This is a genomic window from Corynebacterium frankenforstense DSM 45800 (assembly GCF_001941485.1).
Taxonomy (GTDB): Bacteria; Actinomycetota; Actinomycetes; order Mycobacteriales; family Mycobacteriaceae; genus Corynebacterium; species Corynebacterium frankenforstense.
Genome location: NZ_CP009247.1, coordinates 1,519,528 through 1,544,239, shown reverse-complemented (window position 1 = coordinate 1,544,239; position 24,712 = coordinate 1,519,528). Strand labels below are relative to the sequence as shown.

Here is a 24,712-nt window from a genome sequence, read left to right as displayed (position 1 = left end):
CGCAGCCGGGTCACAGCCAACCCCCGGCAATCCCGTGGCCGACTCGCGGGCTACCCGCGCGATTCCCCCGGAATGGGCGCGTACACCTTAGCGGGTGAACACGGAGAAGATCCTCAACTGGCCCCTGCTGGGCGGGGCAGCCGAGGTCGTCGTCTGCATCTGCCTGGCACTCGGGGTGCTCCTGGCGCTGGTCGCGCTGGCCACCGCGCGCGCACGCCGCGGACGGCAGGGTCACGGCCCGCGCCGCGGCCGCCGCCTCGCACTCGCCCTCGGCTCCGCCGCCGGGGTGACCGTCCTGGTCTGGCTGGTCCTCGAGGTCGTCTGGAAGCCCTTCGGGGAGCCGACCTCGTGGATCGTCTACGCCGTGTGGGGCCTGGTGCTCCTCGGCCTGACCGCGCTCGCGCTGGCCGCCGGGCGCCGCCTCCCGGCCACCGTGGCCGTGGTGGTCCTCGTCCTCGGCGCGCTCGGGGCGACGAACGTGGTCTTCCAGCAGTACCCGACGCTGCGCTCGCTGCACCCGGTGCCGGCGGCGAAGGAGATGGACTGGGCGGAGTTCAAGGCCACCACCCAGCCGCCGCAGGAGGACGGCCGCGACATCGGCGCGCTCGTCCACGTCGACCTGCCCTCGGGCACCGACTTCACCGCGCGCCAGGCCCTGGCCTACGTGCCACCGGCCTACTGGCACAGCCCCCAGCACCGCCTGCCGGTGCTCATGCTCATGGCCGGCAACCCCGGCTCGCCCGAGCAGTGGTTCGACTCCGGGACCGCCGGCGAGACCGCCGACGCCTGGCAGGCCGCCCACGACGGGGTGAGCCCGATCGTCGTCAGCGTCGACGGCACCGGCTCGCTGACCGGCAACCCGGGCTGCACGGGCGCCTCGCGCGAGTACGTCACCGACACCGCGCCGGATCTCATCGCCCGGCGCTTCCGCGTGGACCCGGACCGCTCGCACTGGACGATCGGAGGCCTGAGCTACGGCGGCACCTGCGCGCTGCAGGTGGTCACCAACTCCCCGGACGCCTTCGGCAGCTTCCTGGACTTCTCCGGGCAGGCCGAGCCCTCGTTGGGTGACCACGCCCGCACCGTCGCGGAGCTCTTCGGCGGCGACGAGGCCGCCTTCCGCGCCGAGAACCCCGCCGACCTGCTCAAGGCGAAACGCTACGACGGCATCGCCGGGCGTTTCGTCGCAGGCTCCTCGGACCACGAGGCGACCGCCGCGCTGAAGGACCTGAGCCGGGCGGCGGAGCAGGCCGGCATGGACGTCGGGTACACCGAGGTCCCCGGCGGGCACGACTTCGGCGTCTGGCGCGCCGCGCTGCGCGGCAACTTCGACTTCGTGGCACAGCGAGGGGGACTGGAATGAGCGGGATGAAGACGATGACGAAGACCGTGGCGACGATGCTGCGGACCGTGGCAGGTCGCGCGCCGGTGAGCCTCGCGCTCATCGCCGTGATGTGGCTGGCCCAGCTCCTCGACCCCGACCTGCTGGCCGTGCGCGCCCCTTATGAGCTCGCCGACTGGCACGTCGTGACCAGCGGAGTGACCTCGGCGAGCGCGATCGGCACCGCGATGTGCACCCTGCTGGTGCTCGGACTCGCAGTGCCCGCCGAGCTCGCCCTGGGCCGGCGCGTCTTCCCCCTGGCCGTGGCCGGCATGCAGCTGGTGGCCACGCCGGTCGGGCTGATGGCCGCCCGCGCCGTCGAGGAGACCGACCTCAACCGCTGGGGTGCGGACCTCGACTCCGGTGCGCTGCTCTCCCCGCTGGGCTGGATCCTCGGCGTCGGCGTGCTCGGCGCGGCGCGGCTCCCGCTGCTGTGGCGCCGCCGCCTGACCACGGCCGCGGTCGCGCTGTCGCTGACGACGGTGCTCTACGCCGGCACGCTTTCCGACGTCGTGGGGCTCACCGCCGTGGTCCTGGCACTGGTGCTGCGCTGCCAGGGCGGCGTGCGCGACCCGCGCGGGCTGTCCGTGCACGAGACGCGCGTGCTGGTGGCCACCGTCCTCCTGTGCGTCGCGCTGGGCCCGCTGGTCACCCGGCTCAACCCGCACGCCGGCGGACCCCTGGTCGAGGCCGGCTTCTTCGCCTGGGGCGAGGTCGCCTGGCACGCCGCCTGGCTTCTGGTCAGCGCCGTGATCGCCCTCGGCGTGGTGCGCGGGCGCCGGATGGCCTGGTGGATGGCCCTGGCGACCAACGCGGTGACCGCGGCGCTGGTGCTGCTGCGCGTGACCGTGCTGCTCGGCGACCTGGACTGGGGTGCGGGCTGGTGGATCAACATCGTGCTGATCCTCGCGCCCTGGCTGACCGCGATCGTCGTGCTGCTGGTCACGCGCAGGGCCTTCACCGTGGCCGTGCGCGGGCGCAGGCTCGTCCAGCTCCTGGCCGTGGTGGCCGTGGCCGCCGTGGTCGCCTTCGTCGTCGATTCCACCGGGCTGTTCTGGGTGTGCGTGAGCCTGGCCGCCTACGCCGCGCTGGTCAGCGTCCCCGAGATCTCCCGGGCCGGCGACCGTGACCGTGCCCTGGCCATCCTGCGGGAGGGCACCGGCGACCACCTGCAGCAGATGACCGTCTGGGACGGCAACCGCTACTGGTTCGCCCCCGACGGATCCGCCTTCGTCGCCTACCGGGTCTCCCACGGGGTGGCCGTCACCGTCGGCGAGCCCGTCTTCGCCGCCGGGCGGACCGGTGCCGCGGACACGGTCGCCGCCGGCTTCGAGGAGTTCGCCGGCGACCAGGGCTGGACGCCCGTCTGGTACTCGGTGGGCGAGGACTTCGCCGCGGGCCGGGAACCCGCCGGCTACAAGCGCCTGCACGTCGCCGACGAGTCGATCCTTTTGACCTCGGACGCCGGGTTCCGCGGCAAGCGCTTCCAGAACATCCGCACCGCGCGCAACCACGCGAAGAAGGAGGGCGTGACCGCGAAGTGGACCACCTGGGCCGAGGCCGGGGTGGTGCTGCGCGAGCAGATCGAGGCGCTCTCCGAGCAGTGGGCCGCCACCAAGGCGCTGCCCGAGATGGGCTTCACCCTCGGCGGCGTGGCCGAGCTCGCGGACCCGGACACCCGCATCCTGGTCGCCCTCGACGCCTCCGGCCGCGTGCAGGGGGTGACCTCCTGGCTGCCCGTGCGCGTCGAGGGGCGCGTGATCGGGCTGACCCTGGACATGATGCGCCGCGACTCGGAGGGCTTCCGCCCGGTCATCGAGTTCCTGCTCTCCGAGGCGCTGCTGGGCGCGGCGGCCGAGGAGATGGACTGGATCTCGCTCTCCGGCGCCCCGCTGGCCACCGACAGCGCGGCCGACGGCATGCTCGACAAGGCGCTCAACCAGGTCGGCGGGCTCATCGAGCCGCTCTACGGCTTCCGCTCGCTGGCGGCCTCCAAGGCCAAGTTCCACCCCGAGCACCGCCGCTGGTACCTGCTCTACGCCGACGAGGTGCGCCTGCCGGCCGTGGGCCTGGCCGTCTGCTCGTGCTACCTGCCGGGGCTGAGGGTGCGCGACGCCGTGGGTGCGGTACGGCAGTGGGCCGGGGCGGGACGTCGTTAATCGCGCGCCGCAGGCGCGTCGTGGCGCGCCCGGCCGCCGGAGCGGAAGCGCTCCACCCACGCCCCGGCGTGGTACTGGGCGGGGACGGCGCCGCCGAGCAGCTCGCGGGTGAGATCCGGGTCGCGGTCGGCCGGCAGCGGGGTGTCGGAGCCGACGAGCACGATGTTGCCGTAGCGCCGCCCCTTGAGCATCGGGGGATCGGCGACGACGGCGAGGTGGTCGAAGACCTCGGCCATGCCGGCCAGCTCGGCGCGCGCACCGGTCAGGTCCGAGTGGTCGCCGCAGTTGGCCACGTACAACCCGCCGGGCACCAGGGTGCGCGCGCAGGCGGCGAAGAACCCGGTGGTGGTCAGCGGCTCGGGCGTGACCGCGTCGGCGAAGACGTCGCGCACGATGACGTCGCGGGTCGCCGGGCGCAGGGAGTCGACGACCTCGCGGGCCTCGCCGACGCGGATCTTGACCGTCGGCGAGCGCGGGATGTCGAAGACCTCGCGTACCAGCTTCGCCAGGGCGGCGTCGATCTCGACGACGGTGTGCCGCGAGCGCGGGTAGACCGCCGCCAGGAAACGAGGCAGTGAGCAGCCGGCCCCGCCCAGGTGGGTCACGCGCAGCTTGTTCGCGTCCAGGTGGGCGTCGACGAAGCGCTGGACCACCGCGGCGATCCAACGCATGTACTCGAAGTCGAGGTGCAGCGGGCGGCCGACGGCGACGTGGCTGGAGGGCACCCCGTTGAGGTAGAGGGTGAAGGCGTCGTCGAGCTGGTCGTCGGGCACCAGGCGGGCGGTGCCGGTGTCGACCTCGTACTCGGGGATCTCGTGGCGGGACAAGGTGAATGCTCCAGATCGGTCAGGCGTGGGTGTCGAGCAGGTGCTCGCGCAGATAGGGCAGGGTGAAACGGAGGAAACCGTAGTCGGCCGGGGTGACCAGGTCGGCGTCGATGAGCGCGCGGCGCCGCGTCGAGATGCCGTTGGGGGCGACCCCGAGCTCCGCGGCGATGTCCCCGGTGGCGGCCCGGCCGTCCGCGTCGGCCACCCGGGCCATCGCGACGAGGAAGGCCAGCTGGGAGTCCGGCATGCCGTGCAGCGAGGGCGCGTGGACCTGCCGGCCCATCCGGGAGACGGCGTGCGGCAGGATCGCCTCCACGGTCCCGGCGGTGATCTCCGCGGACTCCTCGAGGCTGGCCTGCGCCCAGGCCAGGGAGCCGAGCAGCTGGATCAGGTAGGGGTAGCCGTGGGCGCGTGCGGCGATGAGCTCGACGGCCTCGGACGTGATCTCCCGTCCGCCGGCCGCGACGGTCTCGGCGACGGCGGCCGCCGACTCCTCGGCGGTGACGGGGCCGAGGGTGACCAGCTCGGCGCGGCGCAGGAAGGTCGTGCCCGGGTGCTGCAGCAGCGCGGTGATGCCCGCGGGCAGCCCGGCGGCGAGGAAGGCGACGTCGTGGCTGTCGCGCACCAGGTCCTGCACCGCCGTGGCCACCGCGCGCAGGTGCTCGGGGTCGGCGGACTGGACCTCGTCGACGCTGATGACGATGCCGGTGCCGTGGGTGCGCAGCCGCTCGGCGAGCGTGCGCAGCACGGAGATCAGCGTGGCGGCCGGGCGGTGCTCCGGCTCGGTGGTCTCCGTGCGCACCGAGCCGAGCCCGGCGATCGAGGCGCCGGTGATGCGGCGCGCCGGGCGGTCCTCGTCGAGGGCGGCCAGCGCCCGGGGGATCTCCGTGGCCGTCAGGTCGGTGAGCATGTCCGCCCCCGGGTAGGCGCGCAGCACGATCCAGCCCTGCGTGCGGGCGGCCTCCTCGAGCTCGTTGAGCAGCACGGTCTTGCCGGAGCCGCGCGGGCCGGAGACCAGCATCGTGCGCAGCGGGCTGCCGGGGCCCTCGAGGAGCGCCAGCGGGAACCCGGAGAGCAGGTCGCCCCGCCCGGCCAGCACCAGCGGAGAGACCCCGAAGGAGGGGCGGAACGGGTTGGGTTGCGGGGTGGGCATGCCGCTCAGAGCTCCTTGCCGTCGGCTGTCGTGATTGTCGTCGGCTGGTGTCGTCTGACGTCGTCCCGGGGAGTGCGGCGGGCGCCGCGAACGGACGTGGTGCGAACGGACGTGGTGCGGACGGACGTGGTGTGGTCGTGGTGCGGTCGGATCCGGTGGAATCCGGCCTCCGGGATAGATCTTATAGATCTCGCGCGGCCTTGTAGATCTTGTAGATCTGATAGATCTGGCACGCCGGGGTAGATCCGGTAGAACTTCCGGTGCGCGGTAGATCCGGTAGATCGGGCGCGCCGGGGTAGAGCCGGCAGATCCACGACCACCTTGGCCGCCCGCCGTGGACGGCGATAGACTCGGCGGGTCACGCGGGCCCGGAGACGGCCCGCGGTGGAAAGGGGAGAGGAGAGCACATGAAGGTCATCGCCGCGATGAGCGGCGGGGTCGACTCGGCGGTCGCCGCCGCCCGCGCCAAGGACGCCGGCCACGAGGTCGTCGGCGTCCACCTCGCCCTGTCCCGCGACCCGCAGTCCGTGCGCGAGTCCTCGCGCGGGTGCTGCTCGCTGGAGGACTCCGCCGACGCGCGCCGGGTCTGCGACAAGATCGGCATCCCCTTCTACATCTGGGACTTCTCGGACCGCTTCCAGGCCGACGTCATCGACGACTTCGTCGACTCCTACGCCCGCGGCGAGACACCCAACCCCTGCCTGCGCTGCAACGAGAAGATCAAGTTCGCCGCCCTGCTCGAGCGCGCCCTCGCCCTCGGCTTCGACGCCGTGGCCACCGGCCACTACGCCCGCATCGACGCCGACGGCCACCTGCTGCGCTCCACCGACGACAAGAAGGACCAGTCCTACGTGCTCGGCGTGCTCTCCGCCGAGGAGCTGGCCCACTGCTACTTCCCGGTCGGCGACACCCCCAAGCCCGAGATCCGCGCCGAGGCCGCCGCGCGCGGCTTCTCCGTGGCCAAGAAGCCGGACAGCTACGACATCTGCTTCATCCCGGACGGCGACACCAAGGCCTTCCTCGGCCGCCACATCGGCATGCGCCCCGGCATGATCGTCGACCAGGAGGGCACGAAGCTGCGCGAGCACGACGGCGCCTACGGCTTCACCATCGGCCAGCGCAAGGGCCTGGACATCAAGTCCCCGGCCGCCGACGGCCGCCCGCGCTACGTCACGGGCATCGACGCGGCCACCGGCACCGTCACCGTCGGCCCCCGCGAGGCCCTGCAGGTCACCGAGATCGAGGCCGACCGGCTGAAGAGCCTGCACGAGGACTTCCGCGGCTCGCTCGACTGTGAGGTGCAGGTGCGCGCCCACGGCGGCATCGTCGCCTGCCACGCCGCGATCGACGGCGACCGCATGCGCCTCACACTCGCCGAGCCGCTCTCCGGGGTCGCGCCCGGCCAGGCCGCCGTGCTCTACGCGCGCGACGCGGTGCTCGGCTCCGGCACGATCGTGGCGGCGCGATGACCGCGGCAAGCCGCGCGCTCGGCCTCGGGGCCCTGCCGGGCGAGCGCCTCGACGACGCGACCGGTGTGATCGCCGCCGGCGGGCGCTGGCACGTGCCACAGTTGCCGCAGCGCGGGGTGCTTGACGACGCCGCGGTGCGCACCGTCGCGCTCCTCGACGGCGTGCATGCGGACCTGGGCCCGCGCGGCTGGGTGCTCTCCGCGCGACCGCAGCGCGCGAGCTGGGACGCCCGCGACCGGGTGGCCCGCGACCTCGACTGGCTCGAGGAGAACTGGGCCGGGGTGCCGTGGCTGAAGACCCAGCTGCTGGGGCCCTGGTCGCTGGCCTGCGAGCTGGAACTGCCCAACGGCCACCGCGCGCTGACCGACCGCGGGGCCGTGCGCGACCTGACCGAGGCGCTGGCCGGGGCGGCCGCCGCGCACGCCGCCGACCTCGTCGCCCGCTTCGGGCTGGCGGCCGCGGACGTCGCGGTCCAGCTCGACGAGCCGTGGCTCTCCGACGTCGTGGCCGGTCGGGTGCCCGGCACCCACCGCTTCGACGAGATCCGCGCGGTGCCCGCCGAGATCGCCCGCGCCGGGCTGGCCACGGTCGCCGACGCCGCGCGGGCGACGGCGGACGAGGACCACCCGCGCGAGATGCTGCTCAACGCGACCGGGCAGGACTTGGGCGCCGCCGGCGACGACTCGGCGGCCTGGGGCTTTTCCGGCACGCTGCTGCTCGACCCGCGGGGCCTTAGCCCCGCCGGGCTCGACGCACTGGGCGCGCGCCTGGACGCGGGCTCGCGCACGGGTGTGCGCGGGGCGTCGGCGCGCGACGTCGTCAATCTCCTGTCCCGGCTCGGGCTGCGGGAGTCCGCCGGGCTGGTCGACGTGGTCGCAGCCCCCGCGGAGGACCCGGCCGCGGCGCGGGCGGCCTATGCGCGGGCGGCCTCGGCGGCGAAGTCGCTGAACTAGACGGCTGCGCCTAGTCGCGGTCGAGCTCGTGCGGGTCGCGGGCGGTGAGCGAGATCACCGCGGCCGCCGCGGTGGCCACCGCCGCCAGGCTGAGCGCGACGCCGAAGGGGACACCGGAGGGCTCGGCGGCGCCCGCGGCGGCCTCGGCGGCCAGGCCGATCTGGAGCACCGCGCCGATGGCGGCGGTGCCGAGCACCGCGCCGAGCTGGCGGGTGGTGTTGTAGACCCCGGAGCCGGCGCCGAGCAGGTCGGGCGGCAGGTCACCCATGGTGATGCGCGAGTTCGGCGCCCAGACGAAGGCGTTGCCCACCCCGATCCCGACCAGCGCCAGGCCGATGAGGATCAGCGATCCGGAGGCGGACATCGCGGCGCACAGCAGGGTGATGCCGGCCGACAGCACGGCGAAGCCGGCCGCGCACAGCCGGGCCGGGTTGTGGCGGTCGACCAGGCGGCCGACGACGGGGGAGAGGGCGGCCGAGACGCCGGCCTGGCAGATCATCATCAGCCCGGACGTCAGCGGGGAGAGGTGGTGGACCTGCTGGAAGTAGAGCATCAGCGGCAGCGGGATGCCCGCGACGGTCATGCCCATCATGAAGATGCTCGCGTTGCCGCCGGAGAAGTTGCGGTTTCTGAACACCCGCAGCGGCACCAGCGGCTCGAGGCCGCGGCGCTCGGCGCGGCGCTGCTGGGCGAAAAAGACCGCGCCGACGACGAGGCCCGCGGCGACGACGGCGAAGATCCAGGGAGCCCAGCCGGCGCCCTGGCCCTGCTGAAGGCCGAAGACGAGCAGGAAGACCGCCACCAGGGAGAGCAGCACCGAGGTCGCGTCGAGGCGGCGCTCCAGGCGCGGGAACTCGGGCACCACCCGCCACGCGAAGGCCACGACGGCCACGCCGATGGGCACGTTGATGAAGAAGACCCACTGCCAGCCCCACAGCTGGGTGATGATCCCGCCGAAGATCGGCCCGGCCATGCCCGCCAGCCCCGCGGTCGCGCCCCAGACGCCGAGCGCGGTGCCCAGGTGCGAGCGCGGGAAGATGCGGTTGATCACGCTCATCGTCTGGGGGCTCAGCATCGCCGCGGACAGGCCCTGCACCCCGCGCGCGACGATCAGCGCGGTCATGCCCGGGGCCAGCCCGCAGGCCAGGGAGCTGACGGTGAACAGGCACATGCCCGCGCAGTACATCGTGCGCGGGCCGAAGCGGTCGCCGAGGCGCCCGGTGAACAGCAGCGGCACGGCGAAGCAGAGCAAGTAGACGGAGGTGACCCAGATGACCTGGTTGTAGCTGGCGGACATCTCCGCCTGGATGTGCGGGGTGGCCACCGCGACGATGGTCTGGTCCAGAAGCATCATGAAGAAGCCGACGCAGAGGACCACCAGCGCCGGCCAGCAGCGCTCGAGCGGCAGGGGCAGGTCCTCGTCGCGGACGACGTCGTGGTGGGTGGGGCTCACCCGGGACATTGTGCCAGGTGCGGGTCAGGCGGGGTCGTCTCTCGCGTCCTTTCTGCGGGCGTCCTCCTCGAAGCCGTGGGCGGCCTTCTCGAAGCCGCTGGTGCCGAGCCAGCCTGCGATGCCGATCGAGAGGGCGAAGAGCAGGGCGACGACCCAGCTGTCGTACATGTCGGTGACCGTGAAGATGATGAAGGTGGCCAGGAAGGCCAGGAGGCCGAAGTAGGGGGCGAAGGAGCCGGTCTTCTTCCGGGGCTTGTTCTCGTTCTCGGACATGTTCTCTTCTCCTATTCGTCGGTGGCCAGGATGAGGGTCAGGAGCGCGACCACGCGCGCGGGGCGCACGTGGTGGGCGCCGGCGGGGGACTTGCCGGTCCAGCCGGCGGCGTGCAGCGCGCCGAGGTGGTGGTAGGCGGCTCCGGTGGAGGAGACGGCGCCCTCCTCGACGAGCTCGGCGGCCGTCGCCGGCGCCTCGAGCAGGCGGCGCAGGATGCGGGTGCGCACCGGGTGGGCCACGGCTGCCAGGCGCTCGGCGGCGTCGTCCCAGTCGCCCTCGGTGAGATAGGCGGTCTCGCGCTCCCACTGGTAGCTGTAGGAGGCCCCACCGACGCGCACGTCGCCGGCGTAGAGCACGGAGCCGCCCGGCAGCGGCAAGTGCTCGCGCAGGCCGCGGACGGCCCAGGGCAGAAGATCGGGGTCGTCCGCGTCGCGGTCGGGCTCGTGCGCCTCGGCGCCGGCGGGACCGGCGGCCTCGAGGCGGGCGACACGGTCCTCGAGCTCGGCCAGGCGTTCGGTCAGATTCTGGTGCGGGGCGGTGATGGCGGGGCTCCTTCCGGGTCGTCCGGGGTCGATCGGGTTCTCGGGCGGTGCCGGGTGTGCGGCCTCGCTGTTCCAAGAATACAGAATTACAGAATTGTGACAACCGGAGCGCGTGAAAAGCGCGTGAAAAAACCGCCGCCCGGGCTGCGGGCGGCGGTGGAGGGGGAGGGGTCAGGCGCGCTCGGCTGTGTAGCCGGCCTCCTCGACGGCGGCGAGCACGTCGGCGTCGGCGACCTCGGTGTCGGCGGTGACGGTCAGGTGGCCGTCGGTGCGCGAGACGTCCACGGCGGTCACGCCGGTGATCTCGCCGACCTCCTCGCGCACGGCGTTCTCGCAGTGCTCGCAGGTCATACCGGTGACGGTGTAGTTCTGGGTGGCCATGGGTGGGGTCCTTTCCGGGCGGGGTCGACTGTCTTCTCTGCCTGTGGACTATACCCCCTGGGGGTATGGCGCGCCACGGGGCGGGACGCGCCGAGGGGCGCGGCGCGACGTCGGCAATTGAAAGGGCGTCAGCCCTGCATGGGCCAGGAGGTGGTCACGTCGGAGGCGTCGCGCCCGCGGGACTCGAGGTACTTGCGGAACTCGGTCTGGATCTCGTGGTAGCCCACGGCCTGGAACTCCATGAGCTCCTCGGCGTCCATCTCGACCAGGTCGGGCCAGATACGCACCTGCTTCCAGGCGATGCGCGCGGCGGCCAGCGCGTCCGAGGTCGCCTCGTGGGCGTTGTCGATGCGCACCCCGTAGTGCTCGCACAGGTCGGAGAGCCGACGACGGCCCTTGCGGTAGCGGTCCTTGATCTTGTCGATGACGAACGGGTCGTAGACCGTGCCGGTGACCGTGAAGTCACTGGTCAGGTGGCGCAGGACCGTCAGGTCGTAGGTGGCGTTGTAGACGATGAGGTTCAGCCCGTCGCGCCAGCCGGCCTGGATGGTCTCCACGGTCTCGTCGAGCACCTCGTCGTGGGGACGGCCGTGCTCGCGGGCGTACTCGGTGGTGATGCCGTGGACCTTCTGCGCGCCCTCGGGGATCTCGACGCCGGGGTCGGCGAGGATCTCGCTGGGGTGGGCGCCGGAGGAGTCGATGCGCACCATGGCGGAGGTGACGATGCGCGCCTCGTGGGGGTTGGCCGAGGTGGTCTCCAGGTCGAAGGAGAGCATGGCCGCCGGGTCGAAGTTCGTCATGCCGCCCACCCTAGCGGGCGGGTTCGACGGAGCCTGCGGCGCGGCGCGGGGCGCGCGCCGGGCACGCGTCGGGCACGCGCCGGGTGGCGCGGGCCGGGGCGCGCCCGCGCGGCTAGACTCGGTGCCCGTGACTGAGAGAGACACCGACATCCGCGCGACCTGGCAGCGGCTCGCCGACGAGGTGCGCCGGCACCGCGAGCTCTACTACAACGAGCAGCCGGAGATCCCGGACGCCGACTTCGACGCGCTGTTCCGCCGCCTGCAGGAGCTCGAGGCCGCCCACCCCGAGCTCGCCGTGCCGGACAGCCCGACCATGCAGGTCGGCGCGCCGACGCCCACCGACGGCGCCTTCGCCGACGTCGAGCACCCCGAGCAGATGTACTCGCTGGACAACGTCTTCTCCGCCGAGGAGCTCGGCGACTGGCTCACCCGCACCCCGGCGGAGACCTACCTGACCGAGCTGAAGATCGACGGGCTGTCGATCGACCTGATCTACCGCGACGGCGTGCTCGAGCGCGCCGCCACCCGCGGCGACGGCCGCGTCGGCGAGGAGATCACCGCCAACGCCCGCGTCATCGAGGACATCCCGCACGAGCTGGCCGCCACGGAGGAGTTCCCCGTGCCGGCCATGGTGGAGATCCGCGGCGAGGTCTTCATCGCCGTCGAGGACTTCGCCGAGATCAACGCCGAGCGCGTCGCCCTGGAGAAGAAGCCCTTCGCCAACCCGCGCAACGCGGCGGCCGGCTCGCTGCGCCAGAAGAACCCCGAGGAGGTGCGCAAGCGCCGCCTGCGCATGATCTGCCACGGCATCGGCGCGCGCGAGGGCTTCGCGCCCGAGTCCCAGCACGAGGCCTACCGGGCGCTCGCGGCCTGGGGGCTGCCCGTCTCGCCCTACACGCGCCCCGTGCACTCGCAGAAGGAGGTCCAGGAGCGGGTGGCCTACTGGGCCGACCACCGCCACGACGCCCTGCACGAGATGGACGGCCTGGTGGTCAAGGTCGACTCCCTGGCCGAGCAGCGCTCCTACGGCGCGACCAGCCGCGCGCCGCGCTGGGCGATCGCCTACAAGTACCCGCCCGAGGAGGTCACCACCGAGCTGCTCGACGTCCGCGTCGGCGTGGGCCGCACCGGACGCGTCACCCCCTTCGCCGTGATGCGGCCGGTCAAGGTCGCCGGCTCCACGGTCGCGATGGCCACCCTGCACAACCAGACCGAGGTGCGCCGCAAGGGCGTGCTCATCGGCGACACCGTGGTCATCCGCAAGGCCGGCGAGGTCATCCCCGAGGTCCTTGGGCCCGTCGCCGACCGCCGCGACGGCACCGAGCGCGCCTTCGTCTTCCCCACGCTGTGCCCGGCCTGCGGCACGCGCCTGGCCCCGCAGAAGGAGGACGACGCCGACTGGCGCTGCCCGAACACCCGCCACTGCCCGGCGCAGCTCTCCGCGCGCCTGGAGTACCTGGCCGGCCGCGGCGCCTTCGACATCGAGGCGCTCGGCGAGCGCGGCGCCCAGGACCTGATCCGCAACGCCGTCATCGCCGACGAGTCCGGGCTCTTCGACCTCGACGAGGAGGCCCTGAAGCGTTCGCAGGTCTACACGAAGAAGAACGGCGAGATCAACGCCCAGGGCGAGAAGCTCCTGGCCAACCTCGCCTCCGCGCGCGAGACCGACCTGTGGCGCGTCATCGTCGCGCTGTCCATCCGGCACGTCGGCCCCACCGCCGCGCGCGCCCTGGCGGCGCGCCTGCACTCCCTGAAGGCGATTGACGACGCCCCGGTGGAGACGTTGGCGGAGATCGACGGCGTGGGCGGGGTGATCGCCCGGAGCGTGAAGGACTGGTTCGCCGTCGACTGGCACCGCCGCATCGTCGAGGCGTGGGCCGCGGCCGGGGTCACCGTCGAGGAGGAGCCCGGCGAGACCGCCGAGCAGACCCTCGAGGGGCTGACCGTGGTGGTCACCGGGACCCTGGAGAACTACTCGCGCGACTCCGCCAAGGAGGCCATCATCGCCCGTGGTGGCAAGGCCGCCGGTTCGGTGTCGAAGAAGACCGACTTCGTCGTCGCCGGGCCCGGTGCGGGCTCGAAGGAGACCAAGGCGCGCGAACTGGGCGTGCCGCTGCTCGACGAGGCCGGCTTCGAGAAGCTGCTCGCCGGCGGCGCCGAGGCCGTGACCGGGGCCGGGGAGGCCGCGGACGACGCCGGGGCCGAGAGCGAGTAGCCGGGCCGCCTAGTCGGCGGCCGAGAGGATCGCGCCGCAGACCTTGGCCAGGTGGCCGAGCTGGCTGACCTCGCCGGCCAGGTAGTCCGGGCCGGCGGTGCGCGCGACCACGACCACGAAGTCGGTGCCCGGCAGGGGAGCGGCCGCCAGCACGGAGTCGAGCAGCGACCAGGTCTCCGGGATCCAGTCCTCGGTGTCGGGGTTGAGGATGCGCGGCGCGTTGACCGGGATCGACTCGTGCGCCCGGCCGTCGTCGGCCGGGGCCGCCTGCGAGGCTGCCACCCGGGTCACCGGCGCGCTCGCGCGCAGCACCAGCGCCCAGGTCGAGCTCATCGAGCGCGGCAGCACGCCCACGAGCACCTCGAGGGCGCGGCGCGGGTTGTCGGCGTGCTCGGCGACCTCGGAGAGCATCACGATCTGCCCGCGGCGGTCCACCCGGCCCGCGAACGGGCGGATCGAGTCGACCAGCACCCCCTCGGCGTCCTGCGCGGCGGAGACGATGACGTCGGCCATCACGTCCTTCGGGACCGTGACCACGATGTCGTCCATGACGGTGCCGTCGGGCAGTGTCTCGACGACGTCCACCGAGTTGATGTTCGCGCCCGAGCGGCCCAGCGAGCGGGCGAGCTCACCGAGGGCGCCGGGCTCGTCGGGGAGGAGCACGCGGATCAGGTAGGACATGGGGTCGACCTTTCGGCCTGTCCCGGACGCGGGCGCGCCGGGACGCACAGATGAGAGAAATCGTTCGGCCCCCGATCATAACGGAGCGCCCGGCGCCCGGGCGGGATTGTCCACGGCCTGTCCCGGCACGGGCGGCGGGGTGCATTAGGATGGCCAGGGTCAGAAAGGGACCGGCGTGACCGGTCAGTCGAGCGAAGGATGGGATTGCACGTGCCTGACATTTCCCGCGAGGAGGTCGCCCACCTGGCGAAGCTCTCGCAGCTGGCGCTGAGTGACGAGGAGATCGAGCACTTCGCCACCCAGATCGACCAGATCGTCGAGACCGTCTCCAAGGTGCGCCAGGTCGACACCGAGGGCGTGGAGCCGATGAGCCACCCCCAGTCGATCACCACCGCGATGCGCCCCGACGAGGTCAAGCCCTCGCTGACGGCCGAGCAGGCCGTCGACCAGGCGCCCAACGCCGAGGACGAGCAGTTCGTCGTCCCGCAGATCCTGGGGGAGGAGTAGTCGGATGAGCGAAGCGACCAACCTGACCGCGATGACCGCCGCCGAGCTGGCGGAGAAGATCCACAATCGCGAGGTCTCCTCGCGTGAGGTCACCCAGGCCCACCTCGACCGCATCGCCGAGGTCGACGGGGACATCCACGCCTTCCTGCACGTCGGCTCCGAGGCCGCCCTGGCCGCCGCCGACGCGGTGGACAAGGCCCTGGACGCCGGCGAGCAGCCGGCCTCCCCGCTGGCCGGCGTGCCGCTGGCCCTCAAGGACAACCTGGTGACCACGGACGCGCCGACCACGGCCGGCTCGAAGATGCTCGACGGCTACCTGAGCCCCTACGACGCCACCGTGACCGCGCGCCTGCGCGCCGCCGGCATCCCGATCCTGGGCAAGACCAACATGGACGAGTTCGCCATGGGCTCGTCGACGGAGAACTCGGCCTTCGGCCCGACGAAGAACCCGCAGGACACCGCCCGCACCCCGGGCGGCTCCGGCGGCGGCACCGCGGCGGCCCTGGCCGCCAACGAGGCCCCGATCGGCATCGGCTCGGACACCGGCGGCTCGGTGCGTCAGCCGGCGGCCCTGACCGACACCGTGGGCGTCAAGCCCACCTACGGCCAGGTCTCCCGCTACGGCCTGATCGCCTGCGCCTCCTCGCTGGACCAGGTCGGCCCGGCCGCGCGTTCGGTGCTCGACGCCGCGCTGCTGCACGAGGTCATCGCCGGCCACGACCCGATGGACGCCACCAGCGTCGACCGCGAGGTCCCGGGCGTGGTCGCCGCGGCCCGCCAGGGCGCGAACGGTGACCTGAAGGGTGTCAAGGTCGGCGTCGTCGCCCAGCTCAACGGCGGCGAGGGCTTCCAGCCCGGCGTGGTCGAGAGCTACCGCGCCGCACTCAAGCAGCTCGAGGCCCAGGGCGCCGAGCTCGTCGAGGTCGACTGCCCGCGCTTCGCCGACGCGCTCAACGCCTACTACCTGATCATGCCGTGCGAGGTCTCCTCGAACCTGGCGCGCTTCGACGGCATGCGCTACGGCCACCGCGGCGGCGACGACGGGCGCCACTCGGCGGCCGAGGTCATGGCCATCTCGCGTGCCGAGGGCTTCGGCCCCGAGGTCAAGCGCCGCATCATGCTGGGCACCTACGCGCTGTCGGTGGGCTACTACGACGCCTACTACCTGCAGGCCCAGCGCGTGCGCACGCTGGTCGCCCAGGACTTCGCCCGCGCCTACGAGAAGGTCGACGTCCTGGCCACCCCGACGACCCCGACCACCGCCTTCAAGCTGGGCGAGAAGGTCGAGGACCCGCTGGAGATGTACGCCTTCGACCTGTGCACCCTGCCGCTGAACCTCGCCGGCCAGGCGGGCATGTCGCTGCCGGGCGACCGCGCCTCCGACACCGGCCTGCCGGTCGGCCTGCAGCTGATGGCCCCGGCCTTCGCCGACGACCGCCTCTACCGCGTCGGCGCCGCCTTCGAGGCCGGCCGCAAGTAAGAGAGATTGCCGACGCCGCGCGCGTGACCCCGGGGTGCACACCCCGGGGTGCACACCCCGGGGTTTTCGCGTACCCGGCGTTTGTCCGGCTCGCCCGGCGGGCCCGGTGCTCGCCCGTCGCGACCCATGGGCGCTTTCTGATTTGTGAGGGTAGGGTGGCCTTCCAATCGAAAGGAGGCTCCCGTGAGCGAGACCCGGAGCGACCAGACCAGGAAGCCGGGCGGTCCCGGCCGGAGAAAGAAGAGCCGGCGTGCCACGCCCGCGACGGTGACCGGGCGCGAGCGCCTCTCGCCGGAGATGATCCGGCTGAACTTCGACTGCCCCGGCATCCGGGGCGCCGAGCTGCCCTTCACCGACCACTACGTCAAGCTGCTCTTCGTGCCCGAGGACGCCGGCTACGCCTGGCCCTTCGACCTCGCCGAGGTCCGCGAGACCCGCCCGCGCACCGAACACCCCGTCATGCGCACCTACACGCTGCGCAACATCGACACCGACAACGGCGCCTTCGACATCGACTTCGTCGTCCACGGCGCGGACGGGGTGGCCGGGCCCTGGGCCGAGCGCGCCGAGATCGGCGAGGTCATCCCCTTCGCAGGCCCCGGAGGGGCCTGGGCGCCGCGCCCCGGCGCGGCGCGCCATGTCCTCGTCGGCGATGAGTCCGCACTGCCGGCGGTGGCCGCGGGCGTCGGAAAGCTCTCCGACGACGACGTGGCGGACGTCTTCCTGGAGGTCTCCGGTGAAGACGCCCACGTTGCCCTGCCGGTGAGAGAATCCGTGCGCGTGCACTGGGTCCACCGCGGCGACGCCACCCCCGGCACCCGCCTGGTCGAGGCCGTGCGCGCCGCCGGGGCGGACGCGGACGAGGACTGCGAGTGGTTCGTGCACGGGGTCGCCGAAATGGTGCGTGAACTGCGCCGATTCCTCTTCGTCGACGCTGGGGTTGCGCGCGACAAGGTGAGCATCTCCGGCTACTGGCGCCTCGGCATGGTCGAGGACGAGTGGCAGGCCTCCAAGCGTGAGTTCACCGCCGCGGCCGAGGCCGCCGAGGCGGCGGGCATCCCCGGCAACCGTTAGACTGTGAGCCATGCGTATTGCCACTCTCACCTCCGGCGGTGACTGCCCCGGACTCAACGCCGTCATCCGCGGAATCGTGCGTACGGCCAACTCCGAGTTCGGGTCCACGGTCGTCGGCTACGAGGACGGCTGGGTCGGCCTGCTCGAGGACCGGCGCGTCCAGCTCTACGACGACGAGTTCATCGACCGCCTCCTGCTGCGTGGCGGCACCATCCTGGGCACCGGCCGTCTGCACCCGGACAAGTTCAAGGCCGGCATCGACCAGATCAAGGCGAACCTCGCGGACGCCGGCATCGACGCGCTGATCCCGATCGGCGGCGAGGGCACGCTCAAGGGCGCGCAGTGGCTCGCCCAGAACGGCATCCCCGTCGTCGGCGTGCCGAAGACGATCGACAACGACGTCAACGGCACCGACTTCACCTTCGGCTTCGACACCGCCGTGGCCGTGGCCACCGACGCCGTCGACCGCCTGCACACCACGGCCGAGTCGCACAACCGCGTGATGATCGTCGAGGTCATGGGCCGCCACGTCGGCTGGATCGCGCTGCACGCCGGCATGGCCGGCGGCGCGCACTATACGATCATCCCCGAGGTGCCCTTCGACATCGCGGACGTGTGCAAGGCCATGGAGCGCCGCTTCCAGCTCGGCGAGAAGTACGGCATCATCGTCGTCGCCGAGGGCGCGCTGCCCGCCGAGGGCACCATGGAGCTGCGCGAGGGCGAGATCGACCAGTTCGGCCACAAGACCTTCACCGGCATCGGCCAGCAGGTCGCCGACGAGATCCACAAGCGCCTCGGCCACGACGTGCGCACCACCGTGCTGGGCCACATCCAGCGCGGCGGCACCCCGACCGCCTTCGACCGCGTGCTCGCCACCCGCTACGGCGTCGGCGCGGTGCGTGCGGTCCAGGCCGGGCAGTTCGGCAAGACCGTCGCCCTGCACGGCGAGAACATCGAGCTGATCGACCTCGAGGAGGCCGTCGGCCACCTGAAGAAGGTGCCCGAGGAGCGCTACCGCACCGCCCAGGCGATGTTCGGCTGAGTGGCTGAGCTGATTGGCTGATCCGGATCAGCGGCCGGCGGAGCAGGACCCGAAGACGCCGGGAGAGGGGGCCTCGGGTGGCGGCTCCGGGCGTGCCCGCTCGCGCAGGCGCGGCCGTGGCCGCCGGGGGAGACGCGGCCGCGGACGTGGCCGGGCTTCGGCGACCCCGGAGAACGAGGGCCGCGGGAGGTCCGGGTCGCAGAAGTCGGATTCCCGGAAGTCTTCCTCGCGGAAGTCTGATTCGCGGAAGTCTGATTCGCAACGGTCCGGGCGCCGTGGCAACGGCGCGGGGGACTCCGGGCGCCGGAAGTCCGGGCGCTCCCGGAAACCCGCCTCCAGGCCCCAGGCCGGTGAGCTGCACGGCGGCTCGCGCGGGCGCGGGGGAGTCAAGAGACGCACCCCGGTCCCCGAGGCCACCAGCGGCGTGCCCGAGGAGGCGCTGCCCGTCGCCCTCACCGGCGGGCCCGCCGAGGCCCCGGAGGGCACCGTCTACTCCGTCTCCGCCGGCTTCGCCGTGGGCCGCAACCGCCGCGGCAAGGTCGAGATGCGCTTCAGCGCCGTCACCCTCGTCGACGGGAAGGAGTGGTGGTGGTCGACCCGGCGCGTGTGCGACCCCTCGCCCTACCGCTTCCGCCGCGGGCGCCGGCTCAACGTGCTGCGCATCGACGAGTGGCGCAGCTCCCGCAAGCGCCGCCGCGACGGCGAGCCGATCTGGGCGAGCCTGACCTCCATCCTGGCGGAGTGGACCCGCGCCTGCGACCAGCTACGGGCCATGGGCCTGCGCGTCCACCAGATCGTGGGCAACCTGCTCTACGGCTACACCATCGCCACCCCGGGCGCCCTGGAGCGCGGCCTGGCCGCCACCCGCGCCCTCGAGCTGGCCGTCGACCGCATGCCCGAGCAGGACCGGGGCCTGAGCGCACTGAGCGGCGGGCGACGCCCCCGCGGCGCGGCCGGCAAGGTCACCTACGACGAGTGGGGCTACCCCGTCGGGGTGACCGGCCTAGAGGAGCGCTACGAGGGCCGCGTGGTCGCCGCCGTCGACGCCTCGCTGCTCGACGAGGGCAGCCCGCAGGCCATCTTCGGCGCCGTGGTCAACTCCGAGGGCTGGTGCCGGGTCAAGCAGTTCCCGCACGCGCGCACCAGCAACCGCGCCGAGAAGGAGGCGCTCAGCTGGGCGCTGACGGTCATCCGGCGCCGCTCCGGGGCACCCGCCCCGCTGCTGCTGGCCGACAGTGCGGACACCGTGGCGACGACCGCCCCGCCCAAGGGCACCCGCGGCAGGGCCGTCGTGCGTTGGGTGCCCGGCCATCTGGGCCACCCGCTCAACGAGGGCGCCCACCACCTCGCCTTCGGCGCCAACCGGGCGTTCCTGCTCGGTCGCCTCGACGAGTTCCACCGCGAGATCCGCCCCCTGATCGCCGCCGAGGCCAAGCGCCAGTGGCGCCGCTACCGCCAGGGCCAGTCGGTCTCGGTGACGCCCTACCGCAGGATCCTGGAGCGCGCGGGCCTCGTCGAGAAGAACTGAGGCCGCCGGGCTCCGCCCGCGGGCGGCGCACCGAGGGCGGCGCACCGCGGGGCGCGCCTGTCCGCCCGGGCATCGGCCGACCCCACGCGGGGGTGGCCCACCCCACACCGTCCCGGCCGCGCAAAATTGTTTTAGAACAGGGAAGATAATTCCTTGTTGAACAATGTCCGCCCAGGTCACCGGGGTCGAAAATTTCGGGGACGCACGGCGCGGAATTAACATCGGTTCATGGCTACTCAGAACAGACCAAGCGAGGATCGCGCGGCGTACGTCGCCGCGCTCGGCTTTCCCGTCCTCGTCATTATCGGGGGTCTGGTCGGCTTCGCCTTCCCTGAGGCCGCCCACACCCTGGCGCCGGCGACCAACTACCTGCTCGGCGTGATCATGTTCGGCATGGGGCTGACCATGCGCGGCGCGGACTTCATCCTCGTCGCCCGCCGCCCCCTCCCGGTGCTCATCGGCGTGGTGGCGCAGTTCGTCATCATGCCCGCCGTCGCCGTGGTCGTCGTCCACCTGCTCGGTCTGCCCGCTGAGATCGCCGCCGGCGTCATCCTCGTCGGATGCGCCCCCGGTGGCACCTCCTCCAACGTCGTCAGCTACCTCTCCCGCGGCGACGTCGCCCTCTCGGTGACCATGACCAGCGTCTCCACGCTGCTCGCCCCGGTCTTCACCCCGCTGCTGACCCTGTGGCTGGCCGGCCAGTACATGCCGGTCGACGCCGGCAAGATGGCCTGGTCCATCGTCCAGGTCGTCCTCGTGCCCGTCCTGCTCGGCCTGATCGTGCGCAAGCTCGCCGGCGGCTTCGTCGAGCGCGTCCTGCCGGCCATGCCGTGGGTCTCCGTCGCCGCGATCTCGACCATCGTCGCCATCGTGGTCGCCGGCTCCCGCGACGCGATCACCACCGCCGGGCTGACCGTGCTCGTCGCCGTCGTGCTGCACAACGGCCTGGGCTACCTGCTCGGCTGGGCCACCGGCCGTCTCACCGGCCAGCCCGAGCAGGCGCGGCGCACCCTGGCCATCGAGGTCGGCATGCAGAACTCCGGTCTGGCCGCGGGCCTGGCCGCGCAGTACATGAGCCCGCTCTCCGCGCTGCCGGCCGCCGTCTTCTCCGTCTGGCACAACCTGTCCGGGGCGCTCCTGGCCGCGCTGTGCCGCCGTGTCGACCACGGCCACGCAACCAACCGGACCCCGGCGGAGACCCCGGCGCAGCCCGCGCCCGTCACCGCCGACTGACCCGTCGATTTCCGACGCCGCGCCTGCCTCAGGCGCGGCGTTTTCCTCGCGCGCCTGCCCTGCGTGCGCCGGGGGCGGGGGAGTGCCTCAGCCCAGGGGGCGCAGCGCGCGGCCGGTGGCCCCGGCCGCGAAGAGCCAGTTGGCGGCTAGCAGCACCAGGGCGGTGACGGAGTAGACCTCCCAACCGGCGGCGCCGGTGACCGCGGCGAGCTGGTGGCTGCCCATCACGCAGGTGCCCACCGGGAAGGTCAGCCCCCACCAGTTGGGATGGAAGCCCATCCCGTGCCGCAGCCCCCGGACCACGGTCACGTACGCGTAGGTCCCCAGAACGGCGGCGAGGGTGAGCATCACCGTGCCCCACACGAGCGCCGGGCCGTGCCAGGCGTCGTGGACGGCCGAGATGTGCTGGGCGGCGAAGGTGGACTGCCCGCACACGCCCAGCGGGATGAACGCGGTGCACGAGGTGCCCACCGGCGGAAAGCCCGGCAACGTGCGCGCGTAGACCACCGCGAACAGCGGCAGTGCCACGACCGCGGCCACGATGAAACAGAGGACCGCGACCGTGCCCATGAAGGCGGGGAAGACGGTGTGCTCGGCCAGCCCCGCCGCCGCGGCCGCGGAGACCATCGGGGTCACCGGCACCAGGCCGTGGGCGAAGACCGGCGGCTGCATACGCCGGACGTTGAGCGCGATGAGCACCAGGAAGCCGAAGCCGACCGCGGTGCCCACGACCCAGCAGGCGAGATCGACCCACCAGGACCAGGGACGGTCGACGATCAGTCCGGTGGCCTGACCGAGCGCCATGACCCCCATGCCCAGCATCCCCCAGGAGGACAGTGCGGCCGGGGCGAGGTTCTCGGCCAGCTCGTGCGGGCGCCGGGCCAGGCGCCAGGCGAAGCCGCCGAGGAGCACCACGGCCACGATCCAGGCGAGTGCGAGCACCGGCCAGGCCACGGCCGGCAGCCCGTGGGCGAAGGTCGCGGACGCGAGGATCGAGGTGCCCATGAGCATGCCGAACCATGCGGGGCCTACGGCGGGAAGTCGCATGCCGACCAGTATCCGCACGCGGCGCAGGAAACGGAACGAATGAAATTTTGGGCACCCACAAGCAGATCTTGTGGCTAGACTGCGTGCCATGCTTGACGCCGTACCGGACCTGCGCTCGCTGGCCGTGCTCGTCGCCGTGGCCGACGAGGGCTCCTTCGGCGCCGCCGCGCGCCGGCTGGAAACCAGCCAGCAGGCCGTCTCCGAGCGGGTGCGCCGCGCCGAGGCCGCCTGCCGGCTGACCCTCTTCCACCGCACGCCCACCGGCGCGCACCCCACCCCGGCGGGTGCGGGCATCATCCGGCAGGCCCGCCGGGTGCTCGAGACCGCCCGGGAGTTCGCCGAGGTCACCGAGGCCCAGCGCGACCCCGACCACGCCATCGCGCACGTCGCCGCCTCGCAGACAGTGCTCGACCACTACATCCCGCGCTGGCTCGCGGCCGCGGGAGCCGACCACCCGGGTCTGCGCTTCCGCGTCGACGGCGGCAACTCGCGCGCGGTGGCCGAGGCGGTCGCCCGCGGCGAGACCACGCTCGGCTTCATCGAGTCGCTCAGCGTGCCGGCCTCGGCGGCGGGGGAGCTGACGGTCGCCGTGGTCACCGTCGACGAGCTCGTGCTCGCCGTGCCCGCCGGACACGCGTGGGCCGGGGGAGCGGTGGACCGGGAGACGGTGCGGGCGACCCCGCTGATCGTGCGCGAGACGGGCTCGGGCAGCCGCGAGGTCGCCGAGACGCGGCTCGGGCCCCTGGTGCCGCCGCGCGCGGAGCTGGCCGAGCAGGCCGCGCTGCCCGCGGCCGTGCGGGCGCTGGGCGGCCCCGGCATCGTGCCGGCCGCCGCCCTGGCCGGGGCGGATGACCTGCGCGCCGTGCGGGTCGACGGGGTGGCCATGACCCGGCCGATCCGTGCGGTGTGGCGCCGGGGCGGACGCCCGCGCGGCGCGGTCGCGCTGCTTCTCGACGCCGCGCGCACCGTGCGGTGAGCGGGCGCTAGACTGTGTGACCATGACTGCCGCGATGTATGACCTGATGGACTTCGACGAGGTCCTGGAGACCTTCGATCCCGTGATGGGCCTGGAGGTCCACGTCGAGCTGGCCACCGAGACCAAGATGTTCTCGGCCTCGTCCGCCCACTTCGGCGCCGCGCCGAACACCCACGTCGACCCGACCTCCCTGGGTCTTCCCGGCGCCCTCCCGGTGGTCAACGCCAAGGGCGTCGAGTGGGCCATCAAGATCGGCCTCGCGCTCAACTGCGAGATCGCCGAGTCCTCGCGCTTCGCCCGGAAGAACTACTACTACCCGGACCAGCCGAAGAACTACCAGATCTCCCAGTACGACGAGCCGATCGCCCACGACGGCTACCTCGACGTCGTCCTCGACGACGGCACCGAGTGGCGCGTGGAGATCGAGCGCGCCCACATGGAGGAGGACACCGGCAAGCTGACCCACATCGGCGGCGAGGGCGGCCGCATCCGCGGTGCCACGAAGTCGCTGGTGGACTGCAACCGCGCCGGCGTGCCGCTCATCGAGATCGTCACCAAGCCCATCGAGGGCGCCGGCGAGCGCGCCCCCGAGGTCGCCCGCTGCTACGTCGCCGCCCTGCGCGACCTGGTCAAGGCCCTCGGGGTCTCCGATGCGCGCATGGACCAGGGCTCGATGCGCTGCGACGCCAACCTCTCCCTGCGCCCGATCGGCCGGGAGGAGTTCGGCACCCGCACCGAGACGAAGAACATCAACTCGCTGAAGTCCGTCGAGCAGGCCATCCGCTTCGAGATGCAGCGCCAGGCCGCCGCCATCCAGAACGGCGAGGAGATCGTCCAGGAGACCCGCCACTACCAGGAGGCCGACGGTTCGACCGCCAAGGGCCGCCCGAAGGAGACCAGCGAGGACTACCGCTACTTCAACGACCCGGACCTGCCGCCGGTCATCGCCCCGCGCGAGTGGGTCGAGGAGATCCGCGCCAGCCTGCCGGAGCTGCCCTGGGTGCGCCGCGCGCGCATCCAGGAGGGGTGGAAGCTCTCCGACGAGGAGATGCGCGACCTGGTCAACACCGGCGCGCTCGACCTCGTCGTCGAGACCGTCGAGCACGGCGCCAGCGCCGACGAGGCCCGCTCCTGGTGGGGCTCCTACCTGACCGGCAAGGCCAATGAGGCCGGCGTCGAGCTCGCCGCCGTCGGCATGGAGCCGAAGCAGGTCGCGCGCGTGGCCGAGCTGGTCCGCGAGGGCAAGCTGACCACCAAGCTGGCCCGTCAGGCCGTCGACGGCGTCATCGCCGGCGAGGGTGACGTCGACGAGGTCGTCGCCGCCCGCGGCCTCGAGGTCGTCCGCGACGACGGTGCGATCGAGAAGGCCGTCGACGACGCCCTGGCCGCCAACCCGGACATCGTGGAGAAGTACCGCGCCGGCAACAAGAAGGTCACCGGCGCCATCGTCGGCGCCGTCATGAAGGCCACCCGCGGCAAGGCCGACCCGAAGCAGGTCAACCAGCTCATCGCCAAGAAGCTGAGCTAGACCCGAAGCA

Annotated in this window: 22 protein-coding genes; 13 read left to right on the top strand and 9 right to left on the bottom strand. The window is 72.8% G+C overall.

Features of this window, described 5'->3' with window-relative positions; genetic code table 11:
• Positions 1-94 precede the first annotated feature (94 nt).
• Entirely contained in the window at positions 95-1,363 is a 1,269-nt protein-coding gene (locus tag CFRA_RS06710; protein WP_245797505.1) for an alpha/beta hydrolase, read from the top strand.
• Positions 1,360-3,540: a bifunctional lysylphosphatidylglycerol flippase/synthetase MprF gene (locus tag CFRA_RS06705; RefSeq protein ID WP_156887983.1), complete on the top strand. Its 2,181-nt coding sequence runs from the start codon at positions 1,360-1,362 to the stop codon at positions 3,538-3,540. The genes CFRA_RS06710 and CFRA_RS06705 overlap by 4 nt, the downstream gene beginning before the upstream one ends.
• On the opposite strand, the gene CFRA_RS06700 is transcribed toward CFRA_RS06705, so the two are convergent.
• Positions 3,537-4,367, bottom strand: a complete 831-nt coding sequence (locus CFRA_RS06700) for a spermidine synthase (protein WP_075663993.1) — start codon at positions 4,365-4,367, stop codon at positions 3,537-3,539. The two genes, CFRA_RS06705 and CFRA_RS06700, sit on opposite strands and share 4 nt — an antisense overlap.
• 19 nt (positions 4,368-4,386) lie before the next feature.
• On the bottom strand, positions 4,387-5,520 hold the full coding sequence (locus CFRA_RS06695) for an ATP-binding protein (RefSeq protein WP_075663992.1): 1,134 nt from the start codon (positions 5,518-5,520) through the stop codon (positions 4,387-4,389).
• A 407-nt stretch (positions 5,521-5,927) separates the two neighbouring features.
• Here CFRA_RS06695 and mnmA point away from each other — a divergent pair, with 407 nt between their 5' ends.
• Together mnmA and CFRA_RS06685 are read left to right on the top strand one after the other, a co-directional pair.
• Entirely contained in the window at positions 5,928-6,989 is a 1,062-nt protein-coding gene (mnmA, locus tag CFRA_RS06690; protein WP_075663991.1) for a tRNA 2-thiouridine(34) synthase MnmA, read from the top strand.
• A complete protein-coding gene (locus CFRA_RS06685; RefSeq protein ID WP_075663990.1) occupies positions 6,986-7,942 on the top strand; it encodes a uroporphyrinogen decarboxylase/cobalamine-independent methonine synthase family protein in 957 nt (318 codons plus the stop codon). Before mnmA ends, CFRA_RS06685 begins: the two co-directional genes overlap by 4 nt.
• Before the next feature lie 10 nt (positions 7,943-7,952).
• Here CFRA_RS06685 and CFRA_RS06680 read toward each other — a convergent pair whose 3' ends face one another.
• The 5 genes from CFRA_RS06680 to CFRA_RS06660 all read right to left on the bottom strand — a co-directional run bounded on the left by CFRA_RS06680 (position 7,953) and on the right by CFRA_RS06660 (position 11,391).
• Positions 7,953-9,395, bottom strand: a complete 1,443-nt coding sequence (locus tag CFRA_RS06680) for a DHA2 family efflux MFS transporter permease subunit (protein WP_245797503.1) — start codon at positions 9,393-9,395, stop codon at positions 7,953-7,955.
• A 24-nt stretch (positions 9,396-9,419) separates the two neighbouring features.
• On the bottom strand, positions 9,420-9,668 hold the full coding sequence (locus CFRA_RS06675) for a hypothetical protein (protein WP_075663988.1): 249 nt from the start codon (positions 9,666-9,668) through the stop codon (positions 9,420-9,422).
• A gap of 11 nt (positions 9,669-9,679) precedes the next feature.
• On the bottom strand, positions 9,680-10,045 hold the full coding sequence (locus CFRA_RS06670; RefSeq protein ID WP_245797501.1) for an ArsR/SmtB family transcription factor: 366 nt from the start codon (positions 10,043-10,045) through the stop codon (positions 9,680-9,682).
• A gap of 336 nt (positions 10,046-10,381) precedes the next feature.
• Complete coding sequence (locus tag CFRA_RS06665; RefSeq protein WP_075663986.1) at positions 10,382-10,591, bottom strand: heavy-metal-associated domain-containing protein; 210 nt, start codon at positions 10,589-10,591, stop codon at positions 10,382-10,384.
• A 128-nt stretch (positions 10,592-10,719) separates the two neighbouring features.
• Positions 10,720-11,391, bottom strand: coding sequence for a 3'-5' exonuclease (locus CFRA_RS06660; RefSeq protein ID WP_075663985.1), 672 nt, complete (start codon positions 11,389-11,391; stop codon positions 10,720-10,722).
• 127 nt (positions 11,392-11,518) lie between these two features.
• Between CFRA_RS06660 and ligA the strand changes: the two genes are divergently transcribed.
• Positions 11,519-13,606 (top strand): NAD-dependent DNA ligase LigA, encoded by a 2,088-nt coding sequence (gene ligA / locus CFRA_RS06655; RefSeq protein WP_075663984.1) that lies wholly within the window; start codon positions 11,519-11,521, stop codon positions 13,604-13,606.
• Between the two features lie 9 nt (positions 13,607-13,615).
• Here the strand turns inward: ligA and CFRA_RS06650 are convergent, their stop codons facing one another.
• Positions 13,616-14,287: an ACT domain-containing protein gene (locus CFRA_RS06650; RefSeq protein WP_075663983.1), complete on the bottom strand. Its 672-nt coding sequence runs from the start codon at positions 14,285-14,287 to the stop codon at positions 13,616-13,618.
• Positions 14,288-14,497: 210 nt separating this feature from the next.
• On the opposite strand from CFRA_RS06650, the gene gatC reads away from it, so the two are divergent.
• The 6 genes from gatC (at position 14,498) to CFRA_RS06620 (ending at position 21,151) form a co-directional block, all read left to right on the top strand.
• On the top strand, positions 14,498-14,794 hold the full coding sequence (gene gatC, locus CFRA_RS06645) for an Asp-tRNA(Asn)/Glu-tRNA(Gln) amidotransferase subunit GatC (protein WP_075663982.1): 297 nt from the start codon (positions 14,498-14,500) through the stop codon (positions 14,792-14,794).
• Between the two features lie 4 nt (positions 14,795-14,798).
• On the top strand, positions 14,799-16,274 hold the full coding sequence (gene gatA / locus CFRA_RS06640) for an Asp-tRNA(Asn)/Glu-tRNA(Gln) amidotransferase subunit GatA (protein ID WP_075663981.1): 1,476 nt from the start codon (positions 14,799-14,801) through the stop codon (positions 16,272-16,274).
• Positions 16,275-16,457: 183 nt separating this feature from the next.
• Complete coding sequence (locus CFRA_RS06635) at positions 16,458-17,348, top strand: siderophore-interacting protein (protein WP_075663980.1); 891 nt, start codon at positions 16,458-16,460, stop codon at positions 17,346-17,348.
• A gap of 10 nt (positions 17,349-17,358) precedes the next feature.
• A complete protein-coding gene (locus tag CFRA_RS06630) occupies positions 17,359-18,390 on the top strand; it encodes a 6-phosphofructokinase (protein ID WP_075663979.1) in 1,032 nt (343 codons plus the stop codon).
• Positions 18,391-18,814: 424 nt separating this feature from the next.
• Complete coding sequence (locus tag CFRA_RS06625) at positions 18,815-19,918, top strand: hypothetical protein (RefSeq protein ID WP_075663978.1); 1,104 nt, start codon at positions 18,815-18,817, stop codon at positions 19,916-19,918.
• 228 nt (positions 19,919-20,146) lie between these two features.
• Complete coding sequence (locus CFRA_RS06620; protein ID WP_083666882.1) at positions 20,147-21,151, top strand: bile acid:sodium symporter family protein; 1,005 nt, start codon at positions 20,147-20,149, stop codon at positions 21,149-21,151.
• A gap of 87 nt (positions 21,152-21,238) precedes the next feature.
• Here CFRA_RS06620 and CFRA_RS06615 read toward each other — a convergent pair whose 3' ends face one another.
• On the bottom strand, positions 21,239-22,198 hold the full coding sequence (locus CFRA_RS06615) for an SLAC1 family transporter (RefSeq protein WP_169842174.1): 960 nt from the start codon (positions 22,196-22,198) through the stop codon (positions 21,239-21,241).
• An 88-nt stretch (positions 22,199-22,286) separates the two neighbouring features.
• Here CFRA_RS06615 and CFRA_RS06610 point away from each other — a divergent pair, with 88 nt between their 5' ends.
• A complete protein-coding gene (locus CFRA_RS06610; protein WP_075663976.1) occupies positions 22,287-23,174 on the top strand; it encodes a LysR family transcriptional regulator in 888 nt (295 codons plus the stop codon).
• A gap of 22 nt (positions 23,175-23,196) precedes the next feature.
• Positions 23,197-24,702 carry an Asp-tRNA(Asn)/Glu-tRNA(Gln) amidotransferase subunit GatB gene (gene gatB, locus CFRA_RS06605; RefSeq protein WP_075663975.1) on the top strand — a complete coding sequence of 502 codons (1,506 nt, stop codon included), beginning with the start codon at positions 23,197-23,199 and terminating at the stop codon, positions 24,700-24,702.
• Positions 24,703-24,712: the final 10 nt, after the last annotated feature.

Excerpts from the sequence above, each read along its gene's own strand:
- CFRA_RS06705 (WP_156887983.1), top strand. The coding sequence starts at position 1,360 with ATGAGCGGGATGAAGACGATGACGAAGACCGTGGCGACGATGCTGCGG.
- gatB (WP_075663975.1), top strand. The coding sequence starts at position 23,197 with ATGACTGCCGCGATGTATGACCTGATGGACTTCGACGAGGTCCTGGAG.
- CFRA_RS06610 (WP_075663976.1), top strand. The coding sequence starts at position 22,287 with ATGCTTGACGCCGTACCGGACCTGCGCTCGCTGGCCGTGCTCGTCGCC.
- CFRA_RS06620 (WP_083666882.1), top strand. The coding sequence starts at position 20,147 with ATGGCTACTCAGAACAGACCAAGCGAGGATCGCGCGGCGTACGTCGCC.
- CFRA_RS06650 (WP_075663983.1), bottom strand. The coding sequence starts at position 14,287 with ATGTCCTACCTGATCCGCGTGCTCCTCCCCGACGAGCCCGGCGCCCTC.
- CFRA_RS06630 (WP_075663979.1), top strand. The coding sequence starts at position 17,359 with ATGCGTATTGCCACTCTCACCTCCGGCGGTGACTGCCCCGGACTCAAC.
- mnmA (WP_075663991.1), top strand. The coding sequence starts at position 5,928 with ATGAAGGTCATCGCCGCGATGAGCGGCGGGGTCGACTCGGCGGTCGCC.
- gatA (WP_075663981.1), top strand. The coding sequence starts at position 14,799 with ATGAGCGAAGCGACCAACCTGACCGCGATGACCGCCGCCGAGCTGGCG.
- CFRA_RS06685 (WP_075663990.1), top strand. The coding sequence starts at position 6,986 with ATGACCGCGGCAAGCCGCGCGCTCGGCCTCGGGGCCCTGCCGGGCGAG.
- CFRA_RS06660 (WP_075663985.1), bottom strand. The coding sequence starts at position 11,391 with ATGACGAACTTCGACCCGGCGGCCATGCTCTCCTTCGACCTGGAGACC.
- CFRA_RS06675 (WP_075663988.1), bottom strand. The coding sequence starts at position 9,668 with ATGTCCGAGAACGAGAACAAGCCCCGGAAGAAGACCGGCTCCTTCGCC.
- CFRA_RS06695 (WP_075663992.1), bottom strand. The coding sequence starts at position 5,520 with ATGCCCACCCCGCAACCCAACCCGTTCCGCCCCTCCTTCGGGGTCTCT.
- CFRA_RS06665 (WP_075663986.1), bottom strand. The coding sequence starts at position 10,591 with ATGGCCACCCAGAACTACACCGTCACCGGTATGACCTGCGAGCACTGC.
- CFRA_RS06615 (WP_169842174.1), bottom strand. The coding sequence starts at position 22,198 with ATGCGACTTCCCGCCGTAGGCCCCGCATGGTTCGGCATGCTCATGGGC.